This window comes from Ruegeria sp. AJ12 (assembly GCF_056536245.1).
Map to the genome: position 1 here is coordinate 1,596,617 of NZ_JBQFJJ010000001.1, position 17,727 is coordinate 1,614,343.

Here is a 17,727-nt window from a genome sequence, read left to right on the forward strand (position 1 = left end):
ACAATACTCCCGCCGGAGGCTTTCGTGCCTCCATCTGCGAAAGGTCCGCACGATGAGCACCCGTCTCGCAAACCATGGCCGGCTGATTGACCGGTCGAAACCGGTGAACTTCAGCTTCAACGGCACTACCATGCAGGGCTACGAGGGCGATACGCTGGCCTCGGCCTTGCTGGCAAATGATCAGATGATGATGGGCCGGTCGTTCAAGTACCATCGTCCGCGCGGCGTTGTTGCCAGCGGTGCGGAAGAACCGAACGCACTGGTCGGCCTTGGGCAGGGCAACCGGTTTGAACCAAACCAGCGGGCCACCACGACCGAGCTGTTCAATGGTCTGACCTCGGTCTCGCAAAACCACTGGCCGAACTTGGAATTTGACATCGGGGTCGTGAACACTGCGCTCGCACGGTTCCTACCAGCCGGGTTTTACTACAAGACGTTCATTCATCCGAAACCGTTCTGGAAACACGTTTACGAGCCGTTCATCCGTCAATCCGCCGGTCTGGGCAAAGCGCCGGACAAGGACAGCCGCGATGCGGACACCTATGAGCACTTCTATGCCTTCACCGATGTGCTGGTGATCGGCGGCGGTGTTGCGGGTCTGCAAGCCGCCAAAACGGCGGCTGCGTCTGGTGCCAAGGTCATGCTGATCGAACAGACCGCGCATTGGGGTGGGCGCGCTCCGGTGGATGGCGGAACGGTCAATGGAGAGCCTGTGGATAAGTTCGTGGAACAATTGGTTTCCGAACTCGAAACAATGGACAACGTCACATTGCGCACGCGGTGCATGGGGGCGGGGGTCTATGACCATGGATATGTGCTGGGGTATGAGCGTCTGACCGACCACAAACCGGGTACCCAAGGCCCACGTCATCGCCTTTGGCGCATCCGGGCCAAGCAGGTCGTCACCGCGACCGGCGCCATCGAGCGTCCTCTGTCCTTTGCCGGCAATGATGTGCCGGGTGTCATGCTGGCGTCGGCCATGCGCGATTACCTGGTCAACTGGGGCGTAACACCGGGCCAGCGTGTCATTGTTGCGACCAATAACGATGACGCGTATCGCACCGCGATTGCCCTGAAACACGCTGGCGTTGACGTTTTGCGCGTAATCGATGCGCGCGCGACTGCGGGGTCTCTGGCAGAAGAGGCGCGCCAATTGGGTATCCAGGTCGATCCGGGCAAGGCCATTGCCAAGGTCAAAGGCGGCAAGCGGGTCAAGAAAGTTGCCATCTGCAATCAGGAAGGCGTTGGCGGTGCGCGTGAAGAGGTCGAATGCGACGCGGTCGCGATGTCGGGTGGCTGGTCGCCGGTCGTGCACATGTGGTCCCATTGCGGCGGCAAGCTGATCTGGGACGAGGCACATGCTCACTTCCGTCCCGACGCCGACCGCCCGCCTTTGGGCGCAGATGGCGAGGGTTTTGTTGTGGCCGCTGGCAGCTCGAACGGACCTCTGGCGCTGGCCGAGGTTTTGACCGATGCGGATGCCGCCGGCAAAGCGGCAGCGAAAGCGGCCGGTCACAAGCCCAAGCGCACGAAGGCCCCGGTTGGCGACACCATCGCCGAGGCCCCGATGGAGGCTGTCTGGCTGATGCCCGCCAATGCAGAAATCCAACTGCGCGCCAAATCATGGCTGGATTTCCAGAACGACGTCAAAGTCTCGGATGTTCAGCTGGCCGCGCGGGAAGGGTACGAAAGCGTTGAGCACACCAAACGCTATACCACGCTGGGCATGGCAACCGATCAAGGGAAGTTGAGTAATATCAATGGATTGGCGATCCTTGCTGATGCGTTGGAATCGGAAATTCCGAAGGTTGGTACCACCACGTTCCGCCCGCCTTACACACCGATCTCGCTGGCTTCGATTGGTGGCGAGGCGCGCGGTGAGGTGTTCCAGCCGATCCGCCAGACGCCCATGCATGACTGGCACAACAAGAATGGAGCCGATTGGGAACCGGTTGGCCATTGGCGCCGGACCTATGCTTATGTTCGGCCCGGTGAATCCGTGCATGATGCCGTGAATCGCGAAGTCAAAAACACCCGCGAAAACCTTGGCCTGCTGGATGCCTCAACCTTGGGCAAGCTGATCGTCAAAGGCCCGGATGCCGGCAAGTTCCTCGACATGATGTATACCAACATGATGTCCACGCTGAAGGTCGGCAAATGCCGTTATGGCCTGATGTGCTCGGAAAACGGTTTCCTGATCGATGACGGCGTTGTGGCGCGGATCGATGAGGATACATGGCTGTGTCATACGACCACAGGCGGGGCCGAACGCATCCATGGTCACATGGAAGAATGGCTGCAAACCGAGTGGTGGGACTGGAAAGTCTACGTCGCAAACGTCACTGAGCAATATGCTCAGGTCGCTGTGGTCGGCCCCAATGCCCGCAAGGTGCTTGAAAAGCTGGGCGGCATGGACGTGTCAAAAGATGCCCTGCCGTTCATGGAATGGCGCGATGGCAAGATAGGCGAGTTCGATTGCCGCGCCTATCGCATTTCATTCTCGGGTGAGCTGTCCTATGAAATCGCCGTTCCTGCGAGCCAGGGTCAGGCCTTTTGGGATGCGCTGATGGAGGCCGGCAAGGAATTCGGCGTTATGCCTTACGGCACCGAATGTCTGCACATCCTGCGGGCCGAGAAGGGCTTTATCATGATCGGCGACGAAACGGACGGCACCGTTATCCCGCAGGATCTGGGGCTGCACTGGGCATTGTCCAAGAAGAAAGAAGACTACTTGGGTAAACGCGCCCACTCGCGGACCCATATGGCCGATCCCGAGCGCTGGAAACTGGTCGGGCTTGAGACTGTGGATGGTTCTGTCATCCCCGATGGCGCCTACGCAGTGGGCGAGGGCGTCAACGCCAACGGTCAGCGCAACATGATCGGGCGTGTCACCTCGACCTATTACTCGGCCAATTTGGGGCGCGGCATCGCCATGGGACTGATCAAGCACGGCCCCGACCGCATGGGGGAGGTTGTCGAATTCCCAGGCACCGATGACAAGGTTTACAAGGCCAAGATCGTGGATCCGATCTTTTATGACAAGGACGGGGAGAAGCAGAATGTCTGAACCCATCAGCGCATTGAACCACGCCAGCTATGAGGGCATCGCCCGGGTCGAGGAATGCGGCCTTCAGGGCATGATCACCCTGCGCGGGGACTTGTCCGACAAGGTGCTGGCCAAGGCCGTTAAAGACGCGACCGGGCAGAGAGTGCCGGGCCAGCGAGAGGCCTTTGTCGAGGGCGACACCGGCGTGGGCTGGATGTCACCCGACGAGCTGCTGGTGCTGGTGCCGTACGCCGAGGTCGACGCCAAACTCGCCGCAATGACCAACGCTCTCAGCGGAACACACGCTCTGGCGGTCAGTGTGTCGGACGCCCGTGCGGTGTTCCGCATTGCGGGGTCAAGTGCGCGTGAAGTGTTGGGCAAGCTGGCCCCGGTCGAGTTTTCGGCCGAAGCTTTCCAACCTGGCCAGATCCGCCGTTCGCGCCTGGCGCAGGTGGCGGGGGCGTTCTGGATGGACGATGACCAGACCTTCCGCGTTGTCTGTTTCCGGTCTGCAGCCTACTACGTGTTCAACCTGCTCAAGGTTGCCGCACAGCCGGGCAGTGAAGTTGGGGTTTACTGAACCTGCGACAGAAAACCCAAAGAAGGCTCCGTTTTTGCCGGAGCCTTTTCTATCTTTGGGTGTTCGCTATTTACATGCCATTGTGCGCAGTTTGAGCTCTGGCTCAACGATGTTTTTACGTGATGTATGAAATAGCCGAAAATGTCGGAAAAGCCGAGCTAGGTCCGACCGTCTACTTTCACTTTTCCTTGCTGCATGTTCCAACGCCATAGGGTTTGTTGGCCGCGTTGACGTTGATAAATGCCATCCGCACCTTCAGGCTATTGTCGGCAGGGTTGAGGTTGGCTTGATATCTGACCGAGAGGTTGCCCCCCGCTGAGGCACGGGCCATGCGGTTCCAAACCATACGATAGCCTTTTTTGCCTCGATCCTTGAACTTGATGCCAACCCATTCGGGATTGTCAGCAATCAAAGCTGTACCGTTTTCCGCGTCAATGCGAAAAACATACTCGGGCGCAACCCAGCCAAAGTCATCGCGCTTTGTCATCTCGCAGTTGTAGGTGATGGTTTCTGCGAAGGCGGCGCTGGCCAAAAAAGTGGCGACGGCTGCCTATGCAAGTTTTTTTCATTTAACAATTTTCGTTGGTTCAGATGCTTTATCCGTTGCAACTAAACCGAGAAACTTCAAGGGATTTCTACGAGGGTGAGACACTCTGCCCGACACGCGCATCAATCATGCAAGAGAATGGTCTGATAGCGGCTCAACCCGTCCGTTCTCAAAAGCGTCTCCATTTGCAAGGCCTGCCCGTGTTCGTCGCACAGATGGCCATAGAATTGCAGGCTTTCCAAAAGCTCCGAGACCCGGGAATGGCGATCAGGAGCATCCAGAAGCGGGGCATGCAGTGACAGGAACAGGGCAGGGCGGGTCCGCCTCAGCCAGTCCAGAAGCGTGGGCAGCACAAAGAACTCGGCCCCTTCGATATCCATTTTGACAAGAGAGACGTTGGACACATCTTGCGCGGCCTGAAACTGATCCCAGGTGATGGTCAAAGCATCCGTTCCATGAACCGCATCGTGAAGAAGGGAACTGGTGGAATCCCCGGGTTCCCCTCGGGCCGAAGCCATGCGGGACACTCCAAACTGATCGGACAGGGCAACGCCAAAGGCGGAGACATTGCGGATGCCGTTCAAGTCCAGATTCCAGGCCAGGTGTCGAAAGGCCGTTGGATCCGGCTCGAAACACAACACATGGCGCGCGCGGCGGGCGCCATAGAGGACCGTCGGCCCGATCCATCCTCCGATATCCAGATAGTCGCTTTGCGGTGACAGGAACCGGTCCAGCACGGCGAAGGTCTCAGGCTCCCACCCTCCGGATGAGGCCTTGCGCCAGAACTTGGAATGGTAGGGGTCCAGACGAAAGGGTTCTCCGCTCAGGTTCCCCGCATAATATCCGCGGGCGCGGTAGAACATCTTGCGCGCCTGTGTCAGCATCGCGGACCTCCGGGTTTTCTTGTCTCAACCCTTGACCTACGGGCATTGCCAAAGCATGTAACCTTTGGAACGCAACACTTATTTCAACAGGGGGCCGAGATGGCTTTTGAACTTCCTGATCTTCCTTATGCACATGACGCGCTGGCAGCCAAGGGCATGTCCGCAGAAACGCTGGAATATCACCACGACCTGCACCACAAGGCCTATGTCGACAACGGCAACAAGCTGATCGCCGGCACCGAGTGGGACGGCAAGTCGCTGGAAGAGATCATCACCGGCACCTACGACGCAAATGCCGTGGCGCAGAACGGCATCTTCAACAACATCAGCCAGCTTTGGAACCACAACCAGTTCTGGGAGATGATGGGCCCGGGCGATAACGCCATGCCCGGTGAACTGGAAAAGGCTCTGACCGACAGCTTCGGTTCGGTCGATGAGTTCAAATCGCAGTTCAGCGCCGCCGGTGCCGGTCAGTTCGGCTCGGGCTGGGCGTGGCTGGTCAAGAACGCGGATGGCTCGCTGGCTGTCACCAAGACCGAAAACGGCGTGAACCCGCTGTGTTTTGGTCAGACCGCGCTGCTGGGGTGTGACGTGTGGGAGCACAGCTACTATATTGATTTCCGCAACAAGCGCCCGGCTTACCTTTCGAACTTCCTCGACAACCTGGTGAATTGGGAAAACGTCGCCTCGCGGATGTGATCCATTGACCCGGCGTGGGTTTATCAAGGGCCTGCTGGCGGCAACGCTGGCAGGCCTTTTTGCTGCCGCCTACGGGTTCCTTGTCGAACCGGCGTTGCGACTTCGTGTGCGGAAATGGCGGCTGCGGCGGACCGACTGGATGGCACAGCCCCTGCGGATTGCCGTGCTGGCCGATCTGCATGTCGGCGAGCCTCATGTCGGTCTGAAACGTGTTCGGCAGATCGTGCGCAGAACCAACGCGCTGTCCCCGGATCTGGTTCTTTTGCTCGGGGATTATGCGGCGGGTCACAAGATGGTGTCGCGTCCGGTGAAGATCGCAGATGTGGCTCCGGTACTGGCTGAATTAAAGGCCCGATATGGCGTCTTTGCGGTTCTGGGCAACCATGACTGGTGGGATGACCTAAGCGCGCAGAAGCGGGGTCACGGACCGAACCTGTACGCGCAAGCGCTTGAGCGGAACGGGATACAGGTGCTGTCGAATTCTGCCGTCAAACTCGACGCCCCCGGCGTCTGGCTGGCGGGGCTCGAAGATCAACTCGCACTGTCTCTGGGAGGCGGGCGGTTTCAGGGGCTTGACGATCTGCCGGCAACACTGAATCAAATCACCGACGACGCACCGGTGATCATGATGGCGCATGAACCGGATATTTTCCCCCAGATCCCTGACCGTGTCGCGCTGACCCTGTCCGGCCACACCCATGGGGGGCAAGTCCGTCTGTTTGGCTGGTCGCCTGTCGTTCCGTCGCGGTTTGGCAACCGGTATGCCTATGGTCATGTGCGCGAAAACGGGCGTGACCTTGTGGTCTCGGGCGGCATCGGCTGTTCGATCCTTCCGGTGCGCTTTGGGGTGACGCCTGAGATCACGGTTGTCGAGCTTTCAGCTTGATGAGCAAACGGTGAAAATCTGCCGATCCGGCACCTTTCTGATCGGGCACCCATTGTACGGCGCGGAGAAGCACATAGCTTTTCTATGCGGGAGGAGAGAACCGCCAATCAACTAAAACGATGGCGTCGTGCTGGCATCTTTGGTCACAGCACAGGACACGTACGCCTAATGGATGAGGGACACCCAATACAACCGTAACAGGAGATCACTATGGTCGCACTTGCACAGGGAACATGGGTTATCATTGCAGACGGGGAGAAGGCGTTGCTGATGGAAAACATCACAGATGCCGAAGACCCAAATCTGGTTGTTGTGTCAGTTGAGGAGCCCGAAACGCTCCACTCAAAACCGTCAGACCGGGCAGGGCGTCGGTATGATCGCGGACCCAACCAGAAATCGGCCGTAGAGGAAGCAACATGGAAAACGCATGCGAAATCCCTTTTCGTGCAGGATCTGGCCAACCTGTTGAATCGCAAGGGCTTGAAGGGCGCATATAAGCGGCTGGTCCTGGTTGCCAGCCCGCATGTTCTGGGCCTGTTGCGGCGCCGGTTGCACAGCGAGGTTTTGGCCAAGGTTGTGGCCGAAGTGGATAAGACCCTGACAAATCACCCGATGCACAAGGTCGAACATGTCCTAAGAAACCGCCTTAAGGCGACCGCCTGAGCCGTTACTCACATGCGAGAGGGCGGCGTAGGCCGCCCGAATTCCGACCGAGTCAGTTCAGTTTCTTGCGCAACTCCGTCATTGCCGTTTCAGCGTCCTCAACCCAGGTTATGAAATCGGCTAGGGACGCATCGGCAAAGCCCCGATCAATCACCTGATCCAGCAAGGTGCGAAGCGCATCCCAATACCCACTCACATTCATGACCAGGATGGGTTTGTCGTGCAGGCCCAACTGGCGCCAGGTGAGCGCTTCGAACAGTTCGTCCAGTGACCCCGGACCACCCGGCAGAACCACGACGGCGTCGGCATTCATGATCATGACCTTTTTTCGCTCATGCATCGTCTCGGTTATCACGAAATGGGTCAGGTCCGTCTTACCGACCTCGCGCCGGACCAGATGCACGGGAATGACCCCGAAAGTTTCGCCGCCTGCCGTTTGGGCTGCGCGGGCAACCTCCCCCATCAGCCCCACATCTCCGGCACCGTAGACCAGTCTCCAGCCTTCCTGCGCCAATAGGGTTCCAAGCTGTTGGGCGGCTTGAGTATATGCGGGATTTGCGCCATTGCGTGACCCGCAATACACACAGACGGATTTCTGGGACGGCAATGCGGGTCTCCGGGGTTGTGTCAGAAGTTTTGACCCGTGATAGCGGGATTGATAGATTGGCTCAACTGTCCGCCGGGATGCCTGTGATTTCAAGCGCGCGCACCGCGGAACGAAAGGAAAAGAATGAACGCCAAATCGGGAAACGGAAGTTCGGGTAATTTCATTTGGGGGGTGGTTGCCGGTCTGATTGCAATTTTGGGAGCGGGTGGCCTGTACCTGTCTGGCGTGTTTAATGGACCACAGGCACCGCAGGAACAAACCGCCGCGGTCTCAGCGCCGGAGAGTCAGCAACCCGCAGAAGACGCCGCGCCAGCCGCTGATGAGGCTGAAACCAACACAGATTCGACACAGACGACGGAGAATGCGGACGACACTCCGTCCGAGCAGGCTGATGCCGATACAGCGGATACGCTCACCAACGAAGCATCTGCCACCGGGGCGGAAACTGCGTCCGGAGACGCCGATTCAAGCGGAGACGAACTGACGGCTGTTGTGCCGCCGGAACTGGACCAGATTTTCGTGGAAACCGACGGAAACGCGCTGCTGTCCGGCAATGCCGAACCCGGCAGTCAGGTTCAGGTTCTTCTGGACGGCGAGCCGCTACACGAGTTCACCGTCGATGACAGCGGACAGTTTGCAGAGTTCGTTGCAATACCGTTCAGCGAAGAGGCGCAGGGACTGACCCTGGAAACTTCAAACGGAGGACAGACGGCGCGCTCGGACGACTACCTGATTGCGGCTTTGCCGGAACCGGCGGGCGAACAGATCGCTGCCGCGGATGCCGCCGTCCAAGCTGAAGGCACGCCTGTGGGCGAGGGCGAGCAATCGACCCCCAGCGGAGGGTCCGAGGCTGAGGCGCAATCTGAGGCCACAGCGGCAGCCCAGACTGACGAGACGCTGGCAGAGGATGCGGGTGAAGATCAGCAAGTCGCGGTTCTGCGATCTGGTGAAGAGGGGGTCGAGTTGGTTCAACCGCCCGCTTCACAGGGTGATACCCCCGACCAGATCGCACTGGATACCATTGGTTACTCCGAGACCGGCGATGTGCGGCTGACCGGCCGCGTCACTGACGGATCAGCGGTTCGGCTGTACCTAAACAACCGGTTGGTTGCAGACCTTACGCCTGCGGAAGATGGCAACTGGCGCGGGGACCTTGAGGGAGTTGATCCCGGTGTTTACACGCTGCGCGTGGACGAGGTGAATACGGACGGCACTGTAATCAGCCGGCTGGAAACGCCCTTCAAACGCGAACCCGTCGAAGTTCTGCAGTCGGCCGAAGCCGTTGCTGGTGACAATGCTCCGGATCAGGCACCGCCGATCCGGTCCGTTACGGTTCAAAAGGGCGACACGCTTTGGGCTATTTCACGCGAGCGCTTTGGGGACGGGATACTGTACGTGAAGCTGTTCGAGGCCAACCGCAACCTGATCCGTGATCCGGACTTGATCTATCCGGGGCAGATATTCACGATCCCCGAGTAGAAGTTTGCCTCTGGCTCTTTGTGGGCCGGGGTCTATCTCTGACCGCAGACAAGGTACGTGATGAGACGGACGCCATATGTATTCCGATGAAGTAACGGAAACAGAAGAACGCCGGTCCGGCTGGCGCACCATCCGAAAGGTTGCGCCATACCTGTGGCCGGACGACGAGCCATGGGTGAAACGTCGGGTTGTGATTGCTTTGGTCGTGCTGGTGCTGGCCAAGCTCATCGCGGTTTACACCCCGATCCTGTACAAGGGCGCGGTGGACAGCCTGGCGGGCGAAGGCGTTCCCCCCATTGCCCTGGGGGCTGTCGGTCTGACCGTGGCCTATGGCGTGTCACGGATGATGACGGTCGGGTTTCAGCAGTTGCGGGATGCAGCCTTTGCCCCGGTGGGTCAGCGCGCCTTGCGGGCCCTGGCACTGGAGACGTTCCAGCATATTCACCAGCTTTCCATGCGCTATCACGTGACCCGCCGCACCGGAGGGCTGAGCCGCATTATCGAGCGCGGTGTCAAAGGCGTGGAATTCCTGCTGCGCTTTCTGTTGTTTTCCATCGGCCCGCTGATCCTTGAACTGTTGCTGGTGGCGATCGTCCTGATGTGGCTGTTCGATATCTGGTATCTGGTCGTGGTCGCCGTCACCATTGCGCTTTACATCTGGTTTACTTTCGCCGTGACCGAGTGGCGGGTGAAATTGCGCCGTGAGATGAACGAGCAGGATACCGAGGCCAATCAGCGAGCCATCGACAGCCTTTTGAACTTTGAAACGGTCAAATACTTCAACGCAGAAACGCGCGAGGCGCACCGCTATGACGTTTCGATGAAAGGCTACGCAGGCGCGGCTTTGAAAACCGCCTACTCCCTGGCCTTTCTGAATTTCGGTCAGTCCTTGCTGATCACCTGTGGACTGATCGGCGTTATGGTTCTGGCTGCAATCGGGGTGCAGAGCGGATCTCTGACCGTTGGCGATTTTGTGATGGTGAACGCCTACATGATTCAGATCACGGTGCCTTTGAACTTCCTGGGCACCGTTTATCGGGAGATCCGGCAGTCTCTTGTGGATATGGGCCAAATGTTTGATCTGCTTGAGCAACCTGCTGAGGTGACAGACAAACACGATGCCCGGGACCTGAAGGTGAACGGGGGCGAGGTGGCGCTTGAGAATGTCCATTTCGGCTACGACCCGGAGCGCGAAATTCTCAAAGGCGTATCTTTATCCGTTCCGGCGGGCCAGACTGTGGCCATCGTCGGGGCCACCGGGTCCGGTAAGTCAACAATCGGACGGCTGCTGTTTCGGTTTTATGATGTGACCGGTGGCGCGCTGAAAATCGATGGTCAGGACGTACGGGACGTGACGCAAAACAGCCTGCATGCGGCGATAGGCGTGGTGCCTCAGGATACAGTGCTGTTCAACGACACCATCCGGTACAACATTGCCTACGGGCGCGACGGGGCCTCTCAAAACGATGTCGAGGATGCAGCCAAGGCGGCGCAAATCCATGATTTCATCATCTCTTTGCCCGAAGGCTATGACACCAAGGTGGGCGAACGCGGTCTGAAACTGTCCGGAGGGGAAAAGCAACGTGTCGGCATAGCGCGCACGTTGCTGAAAAACCCTCCGATCCTGTTGCTGGACGAGGCGACCTCGGCCCTGGATACGGACACCGAGCAGGACATCAAGGACGCGCTGGCCCGCGCCGGTGAAGGTCGCACCGTCATCACGATCGCCCACCGCCTCAGCACAATTGCCGAGGCCGATCGGATCGTGGTTCTGGAAAATGGCGAAATCATCGAGCAGGGTACGCATGACGAATTGCTTGTGCGCGAAGGCCGATATGCCCAGTTATGGAACCGCCAGCAATCGGACAGTCAGGCGGCTTGACCAGTACTGCCGGATTGTATTCCGTGACCAAGGTTGCCGACCCCAGGAGGATTTCTGATGCGTAGCACTGTGAGAAAGGCCCTGATCGCCTTACTGGCTCTGTTCATTTTCCCGGCGGTTGCAACAGCTGACCCCATCGTGGGTGTCTGGAAGACCCAACCTGACCGCAAGGACTTGGTCTCGCATATCAGGATCACCGCGTGCGGAGACAAGTTCTGCGGACAGATTTTGGCGGCCTACGACTCCACCGGCAAGGAAGTGCAAACGCCGAATATCGGCAAGAAACTGTTCTGGGATGTGTCCAGCGATGGTGATGGAAAATACGGCGGCGGTGAATTCTGGGTGCCATCGGTTGATGTCGATGCAGTGCCGCAGATGACCCTGCAAGGGGACACGTTGCAGGTCAAAGGATGCGAACACGTCCTTTGCGCGCATCAAACCTGGTCCCGCCTTTAAAGCCACCAAAAAAGGGCCGGTGCACCGGCCCTCTCTGGTTCATTCTGCTGCCTTGAGCGGCGATCCGGGTGGATGATCGGCATGATCGTCCAGGCGGTCAGTCGGCTCCGGCGCCGGGGCATGACTATCCGCCCAGACGATTTCGGTTGATTGCATTTGCCGCGCCGCCCGTCCAATGGCCATGTCCTGCGCGATCCGGCTGGAGTGGCCGGCGGTAACTCGTGCCAGGACCCGGCCCAGCCAGACAGCGTAGGTTGCCACCCATACGCGCAACGCCAGGAACGACGGGGTCAGAATCAGGGTCAGAACCGTTGCAATCCCAAGGCCGAATACGACTGCAGTCGCCAGCTGCTTCCACCACAGCGCCGTTGGGCTGTTGATCGAATACCCGCCATTGATGAAGTCGAGCGTCAGGCCAAACATCATCGGTGTCAGACCTGCCATCGTGGTCAGAGTCGTCAGCAGAACCGGGCGGATGCGCTCTTCGGCTGTTTTGACGATCGCATCGATACGGGGCATGTATCGGCTGTATTCCTGATAGGTGTCGATCAGAACAATGTTGTTGTTCACCACGATCCCGGCCAGAGCCACGATGCCTGTCCCGGTCATGATGATCGAGAAGGGTTGTTGCATCACCATCATCCCGATCAGCACGCCGGTCGTGGACAGAACCACGGCGAGCAGAACCAGTACCGAGTTGTAGAAAGAGTTGAACTGCGCCAGCAGGATCACGAACATCAACCCCAACGCACCTGCAAAAGCGTTCATCAGGAAGGCACCCGATTCCTCCTGATCTTCCTGATCGCCCGTCCATTCCCAACTGATCGCTTTCGAGAACGGCTCGGTTCCCAGCCATTCGGTCAGAACCGCGATGCGTTCATTGGGGTTGATGAGCGTCACGCGGGCATCGCCGCTTTCCATGGTCGACCTCAGGCTGTCGAGACTGTCTGCGCCGGTCAGTTGCACAAGCTCAAACAGTCTCCCGTCCGGGCTTGTCAGCGTTGAACCATTGCGATCTGCACCTTCCTCTAGTTCTCGGACAACGGCCAGTCGTTGCTCGGTGCCCTCAGGGCCATCAACCACAACCTTGCTCAGACCGGGCTCGACGTCGGCCTTGACGTCGTAATACCGTTCCTGGTTGATGCGGTTGATTTCGGCCAGTTTCGCGACCGGCTGTCGGGTGACGAAGTTGGACAACGGCACCAGCCCGTCCGAAGTGCGTACCTTGAGCGTATCCAAGGTCGACAGAACGCGGTCTTCTTCCGGCAGACGAACCCGGATTTCGATCTCTTCATCCGTCGAGTCTGGGCGCATCTCGCCCAGCAGGATACCGCGCGTGACCAACTGCACCATTGCGCCCACCGTCGCCACGTCCGCGCCAAAGCGGCCGGCCTTGGCAACGTCCACGTCGATCTGCCAATCGATACCGGGCAGGGGCAGCGTGTCTTCGATCTTGATCAGGCCCGGCGTGTTGTCGAACACCTCACGCGCGGTGAGAGTTGCAGATGTCAGATCATCCCAACCGTCGCCCTTGATGCGCAGATGCACTGGCTTGGCCGAGGCCGGCCCCTGCTCCAGTGCCAGAATCTCGACCACAAAGCCGGGCAGTTGGGCCAATTGAGCGTTCAATTCCTCCAACACATAGTCGCCGTCATATTCGGGGGCCACGTAGTGACGGTCAAACAGGCCTCCCAGTATCGGTTCTGACACATTCGGGCGGTCTTCCCACGGGATGATCTCGAACTGAACGCGCCCGACGGTATCGGCCGGTTCCTGCGCGCCGCCATTGTTCTGGTTCAGACCGCCTTCTCCGGCAAAGGAAAAGACATTGATGACGGCCGGGTGGGCACCGATCACCTGTTCGGCGGCATAGACCATTGCATCTTTTTCGGCCAGCGACAGGTTGCCCCGGGCCCGGACATAGGCCGTGGCCTGCTCCGGTTCGCTTTCGACAAAGAACTCGACACCGCGGTTGTTGGCGCCATAGGCAGTCATCACAGACATCACCGCAAGGCCCACGAACACAATCGACACAATAGGCATGATCGGATTGCCGACCAGGAATTTGACGAAATATCCAAACGGCGTGTGTTCCTTGGCCGTGTGCACCCGCGTTTCAGGCGCGCGTTCGATCCTGGCCGCTCCAAGTGTAACCGATCCGGCAAAGGCGCCCGCGATCACCAGGATGGCACCGAACAGCGCCCCGCCCGGCGCCCCCGCGGGCAGCAGGTAGCTTGGGTTCAACACCTGCATTGCGCCCAGAAACACCATGTAGAAAGACGGCGGAACCAGTACGGCCCGTAGCCACCATGGCGTGCGCGCCCGCAGCCAGTTCGAAGAGCGGTCGAAAACACGGCTCAGCCGACCGGACACACCGCCCATGACGGGCAGGTAGATCAGCGCAACGATCAGCGAGGCGGACAGAACAAAGATCAACGTGACCGGCAACATTCCCATGAACTCGCCCGGTACACCGGGCCAGAACAACATGGGCAGGAAGGCACACAGCGTTGTGGCGGTCGAGGATACGATGGGCCAGAACATCCGCTGCGCCGCCTCGACATAGGCGTGCATTGGGCCAACGCCATCTTTGATACGCTTGTCAGCGTATTCCACGACAACGATGGCCCCGTCGACCAGCATGCCGACAGCAAGGATCAGGCCGAACATCACAATGTTCGAGATACTGACACCCATAACGGCCAGGAATGCGAAACACAGCAGGAATGAGGTGGGTATCGCGAAGCCGACCAGCAACGCGGCGCGGGACCCGAGCGACGCCAGAACCACGATCATCACAAGTGCAATGGCGGTCAGAACCGAACCTTCCAACTGGCTGACCATCGAGCCGACAATCCGGCTCTGATCATTGGATGTGCCAATGTCGACAGCGGCCTGCAACTCTGGCGGCCACCTGGTCTGAGCATGGGCGATGGTCGCCTTGACCTGCTCGACCGTGTCGATCAGGTTGTATCCCTTTCGCTTGACCACTTGCAGGGCCACTGTCGGTTCACCATCGAACCGGGCCGTGCCTTCGCGATCCTCGAACGTATAGTTGATCTCGGCCAGTTCACCCAGCGTGACAACCCGGTCGCCGTTCACCTTGATCGGCAGGCCATAGACGTCCTGCGCGGTTTTGAACGAGGACGGTATCTTGACCGAGAACGTACCCTGAGCGGTTTCAACCTCACCTGCGGCAATCAGTTGGTTGTTGTTCTGGACGACATTGATCAGTTCCGCCGCGGTGACGTTGTAGGCTTCTAGCCGAAGGGGGTCGATCACGACTTCAAGTAGCTCGTCCCGGTTACCCGCTATCCCAGCTTCAAGCACAGAATCAAGCGCTTCGAGGTCGTCCTGTAAGTCCTTGGCCACGCGGGCCATTGTCCGTTCCGGAACGGCACCGGTCAGGTTGACGATGACAATGGGAAACTCGGAAAAATTGATCTCGAACAGGGAATACTGTTCTGCACCTTCCGGGAACTCGGCCTGGGCCGAGTTCATGGCATCGCGCACATCCGCCATGATGGCCGTTTTGTCCCAGCCAAAGTCAAACTCGAGCGCAACGCCCGCATACCCTTCGGCAGCGGTCGAGGTCATTTCTTTCAGACCGTCCAGATCCGCCAACTCGGTTTCCATTGGCTTGATCAGTAGGTTTTCGGAATCCTCCGCGGAGATGCCCGGAAACTGCACCGAGACGAACAGAGCGGGGATTTCAATATCCGGCTCGCCTTCTTTCGGCAGTCCGACATAGGCGAACCCACCGACGACCAGCGAGATCGCGATGAAGGCCAGAACCATTCGGGCTCGGCCAGCGGCCCAGCTAACGACACCGGTCATTGAGATGCTTCCCGATAGGTTGGGGCGACGGTCACGCCGCGTGTCACGAATTCCTGCCCGACGACAATGATATCGACAGCTTCCGGCAAACCGCCCACCCAAACGCCTTCGGCCGTATCTCTCAATACACGAACCGGCTTGAAATCAACGACATCCCCTGCGCCAACCGTCCGAACGCCCAACTGCCCTTCATTGCTGAGCGTGAGTGCAGATTGCGGCAGAATATGCGCCTTGGCCCCTTCGGCGGCAATCCGAATGGTCGCGGTCTGACCGTCCCGAATGGTCAGGTCGGGGTTCGGAACAGTGATCTCCACTTCAAAAGTCCGGGTTGTTTCATCCGCCGACCGGCTGAGGAATGTCACCCGACCCTCGACCTGCAGACCGGTGACCAGTTGGGCCGAAGCTTCAGAGCCAACCAGAACGCGGTTCACTTCGGTTTCCGGGACAAAACCCACCAGCTTGATCGGATCCAGTTGGATCACGGTTGCGCACAGGGACCCGGGTTGCATCAGGCTGCCCAGTTCCGCCGTATCGCTTTCGAGCAGACCCTTGAACGGGGCTTCAATCGTCAGGCGGTCGATCTCGCGCTCGGCAGCTTTAACTTCGGCCGCAGCGGCTTCGATACCGGCACGGGTCGCCTCCAAACCGGCCTCGGCAGATTTCACACCAGCGCCGGCAGAGCTCATCGCGGCTTCACTTGAAATCCGGCGGGTTTCAGACCCGAACCCGGTCTCGGACAGTTTGCGCGCCGCAGTGAGGTTGATTTCAGCCTCGGCAACCAACGCGTGCGCCTCTTCCAGCCGCGCTTCGGCTTCGGGGATGCGGCTTTCCGCCTCCAGCTTGCCAGCCATGGCCTCGGCCAAGCTTGCGGGGCGCGTGCCCGGGTCCAGTTCGCAAAGCAGATCGCCGGCTTCGACAAAGGCACCCCGGCGCTTCGGTTCCGAGATCACTGTCGAGGTGGTTTCGGCCATTACTTCGACCTGCCTGTTGGCCTGGGTTTGGCCGCGCAACAGAACTGCACTGTCGATTTCGCGTGCCTCAGACCGGATGGCAACGACACCGACCGCCGTCTCGCTGACAGCCGTGACATCCGTTGTTTCACCTTCTGCAGCTGCCGAGGCGTCCGCCTCGCCACGTCCTGCAAATGCAAACAGCGCGTCGCGTTCAAACACAAGAAAATACAATGCAACAATCACCAAGAGGGCGTTGATGAATGAAATCAAACGCATACAGCTATTCTCCCAGAATTCTGCGCCAAAATCTTCCTGGCGTGCATGCCTCAAAATGGGGTTCGGCATGTCCCTTTTCCACACTGAACTGAATAGTTCGGTTTATTTTTTTTCGCAAGAGCGGACTGAACCGGTGTAAATGTGCAAAATCGGACCCTTGGCTTGGCCGGGGCGCCGGGGTATGACATGGCGCACAATAACAGGATAAACCGCCCGGGGGTATTGATGAGCGACACTGACAGTTTCATTGATGAGGTAACAGAAGAGGTACGCCGCGACCGGCTTTACCTGCTTCTGCGCCGTTGGGGCTGGGTCGGTGTTCTAGCGGTCATCGTGATTGTCGGTGGTGCGGCGTTCAACGAATTCCGCAAGGCGCGCGACACCTCTCAGGCTCAGGATCTCGGCGACGCGATTCTGGCGGCATTGGCGGAAAATGAATCTGCGGCGCGTGCAGCCAGCCTTGGGGGGGTGCAGGCCGAGTCGGTTGGTGGTGATGCCGTCTTGAACATGCTGCTGTCGGCGTCGCAGGTCGAGGCCGGGTCCGTACAGGAGGCCGTCGACAGCCTGAACACGGTGGCCGTTCAGGGCGATTTACCTGAAATCTACCGCGCGATCGCAAGTTTCAAGGCCCTGCTTCTGCAAAGCGAGACGCTGCCCGCTGCGGACCGGCGTCAGCAGTTTGAGGCTCTGGCCGTTCCGGGTGCGCCCTTGCGCTTGCTGGCCGAAGAGCAATTGGCGTTGATTGAGGTATCCGAGGGCAATATCGATGCCGCGTTGACCCGTCTGCAGGCGCTGCGGCAGGACGCCGAGGTTGGTATTGATCTGCAGCAACGCGCGGCACAGCTGATCGTCGCTTTGGGCGGAGAACCTGAACCGCTGGTGGCACAGCAGGGCTGATCAGGCGGCGGGACAACAAAATGACAGGCGAGTTC

Annotated in this window: 14 protein-coding genes; 9 read left to right on the top strand and 5 right to left on the bottom strand. The window is 59.1% G+C overall.

From position 1 onward, the window contains the following. The first annotated feature begins 52 nt into the window (after positions 1 to 52). The gene (locus ACR3E0_RS08115) at positions 53 to 3,067 is read left to right on the top strand and encodes a sarcosine oxidase subunit alpha family protein (RefSeq protein WP_480477901.1); all 3,015 of its coding nucleotides are present in this window, start codon (positions 53 to 55) and stop codon (positions 3,065 to 3,067) included. Further along, the gene (locus ACR3E0_RS08120) at positions 3,060 to 3,626 is read left to right on the top strand and encodes a sarcosine oxidase subunit gamma (RefSeq protein WP_480477903.1); all 567 of its coding nucleotides are present in this window, start codon (positions 3,060 to 3,062) and stop codon (positions 3,624 to 3,626) included. Before ACR3E0_RS08115 ends, ACR3E0_RS08120 begins: the two co-directional genes overlap by 8 nt. Before the next feature lie 178 nt (positions 3,627 to 3,804). On the opposite strand, the gene ACR3E0_RS08125 is transcribed toward ACR3E0_RS08120, so the two are convergent. Together ACR3E0_RS08125 and ACR3E0_RS08130 are read right to left on the bottom strand one after the other, a co-directional pair. Next, positions 3,805 to 4,158 (bottom strand): hypothetical protein, encoded by a 354-nt coding sequence (locus ACR3E0_RS08125; protein WP_480477905.1) that lies wholly within the window; start codon positions 4,156 to 4,158, stop codon positions 3,805 to 3,807. Between the two features lie 137 nt (positions 4,159 to 4,295). Then, positions 4,296 to 5,057 carry an FkbM family methyltransferase gene (locus ACR3E0_RS08130; protein WP_480477907.1) on the bottom strand — a complete coding sequence of 254 codons (762 nt, stop codon included), beginning with the start codon at positions 5,055 to 5,057 and terminating at the stop codon, positions 4,296 to 4,298. A 99-nt stretch (positions 5,058 to 5,156) separates the two neighbouring features. Between ACR3E0_RS08130 and ACR3E0_RS08135 the strand changes: the two genes are divergently transcribed. The 3 genes from ACR3E0_RS08135 to ACR3E0_RS08145 all read left to right on the top strand — a co-directional run bounded on the left by ACR3E0_RS08135 (position 5,157) and on the right by ACR3E0_RS08145 (position 7,305). After that, positions 5,157 to 5,756: a superoxide dismutase gene (locus ACR3E0_RS08135; protein ID WP_480477909.1), complete on the top strand. Its 600-nt coding sequence runs from the start codon at positions 5,157 to 5,159 to the stop codon at positions 5,754 to 5,756. Between the two features lie 4 nt (positions 5,757 to 5,760). Next, positions 5,761 to 6,642: a metallophosphoesterase gene (locus ACR3E0_RS08140; RefSeq protein WP_480477911.1), complete on the top strand. Its 882-nt coding sequence runs from the start codon at positions 5,761 to 5,763 to the stop codon at positions 6,640 to 6,642. Positions 6,643 to 6,852: 210 nt separating this feature from the next. After that, positions 6,853 to 7,305: a host attachment family protein gene (locus tag ACR3E0_RS08145; RefSeq protein ID WP_480477913.1), complete on the top strand. Its 453-nt coding sequence runs from the start codon at positions 6,853 to 6,855 to the stop codon at positions 7,303 to 7,305. Positions 7,306 to 7,357: 52 nt separating this feature from the next. On the opposite strand, the gene ACR3E0_RS08150 is transcribed toward ACR3E0_RS08145, so the two are convergent. Continuing rightward, the gene (locus tag ACR3E0_RS08150) at positions 7,358 to 7,912 is read right to left on the bottom strand and encodes an LOG family protein (RefSeq protein ID WP_480477915.1); all 555 of its coding nucleotides are present in this window, start codon (positions 7,910 to 7,912) and stop codon (positions 7,358 to 7,360) included. Between the two features lie 123 nt (positions 7,913 to 8,035). Between ACR3E0_RS08150 and ACR3E0_RS08155 the strand changes: the two genes are divergently transcribed. From ACR3E0_RS08155 to ACR3E0_RS08165, 3 genes are all read left to right on the top strand, one after another. Next, positions 8,036 to 9,391, top strand: coding sequence for a LysM peptidoglycan-binding domain-containing protein (locus tag ACR3E0_RS08155; RefSeq protein ID WP_480477917.1), 1,356 nt, complete (start codon positions 8,036 to 8,038; stop codon positions 9,389 to 9,391). A gap of 76 nt (positions 9,392 to 9,467) precedes the next feature. Next, positions 9,468 to 11,273: an ABCB family ABC transporter ATP-binding protein/permease gene (locus tag ACR3E0_RS08160; protein ID WP_480477919.1), complete on the top strand. Its 1,806-nt coding sequence runs from the start codon at positions 9,468 to 9,470 to the stop codon at positions 11,271 to 11,273. Positions 11,274 to 11,330: 57 nt separating this feature from the next. Beyond that, a complete protein-coding gene (locus tag ACR3E0_RS08165) occupies positions 11,331 to 11,729 on the top strand; it encodes a DUF2147 domain-containing protein (protein WP_480477921.1) in 399 nt (132 codons plus the stop codon). Positions 11,730 to 11,768: 39 nt separating this feature from the next. Here the strand turns inward: ACR3E0_RS08165 and ACR3E0_RS08170 are convergent, their stop codons facing one another. Both ACR3E0_RS08170 and ACR3E0_RS08175 read right to left on the bottom strand, forming a co-directional pair. Further along, complete coding sequence (locus tag ACR3E0_RS08170; RefSeq protein WP_480477923.1) at positions 11,769 to 15,566, bottom strand: efflux RND transporter permease subunit; 3,798 nt, start codon at positions 15,564 to 15,566, stop codon at positions 11,769 to 11,771. Further along, on the bottom strand, positions 15,563 to 16,795 hold the full coding sequence (locus ACR3E0_RS08175) for an efflux RND transporter periplasmic adaptor subunit (protein WP_480477925.1): 1,233 nt from the start codon (positions 16,793 to 16,795) through the stop codon (positions 15,563 to 15,565). Before ACR3E0_RS08175 ends, ACR3E0_RS08170 begins: the two co-directional genes overlap by 4 nt. A gap of 225 nt (positions 16,796 to 17,020) precedes the next feature. Here ACR3E0_RS08175 and ACR3E0_RS08180 point away from each other — a divergent pair, with 225 nt between their 5' ends. Then, a complete protein-coding gene (locus ACR3E0_RS08180; RefSeq protein ID WP_480477927.1) occupies positions 17,021 to 17,692 on the top strand; it encodes a hypothetical protein in 672 nt (223 codons plus the stop codon). The last annotated feature ends 35 nt before the right edge of the window (positions 17,693 to 17,727 follow it).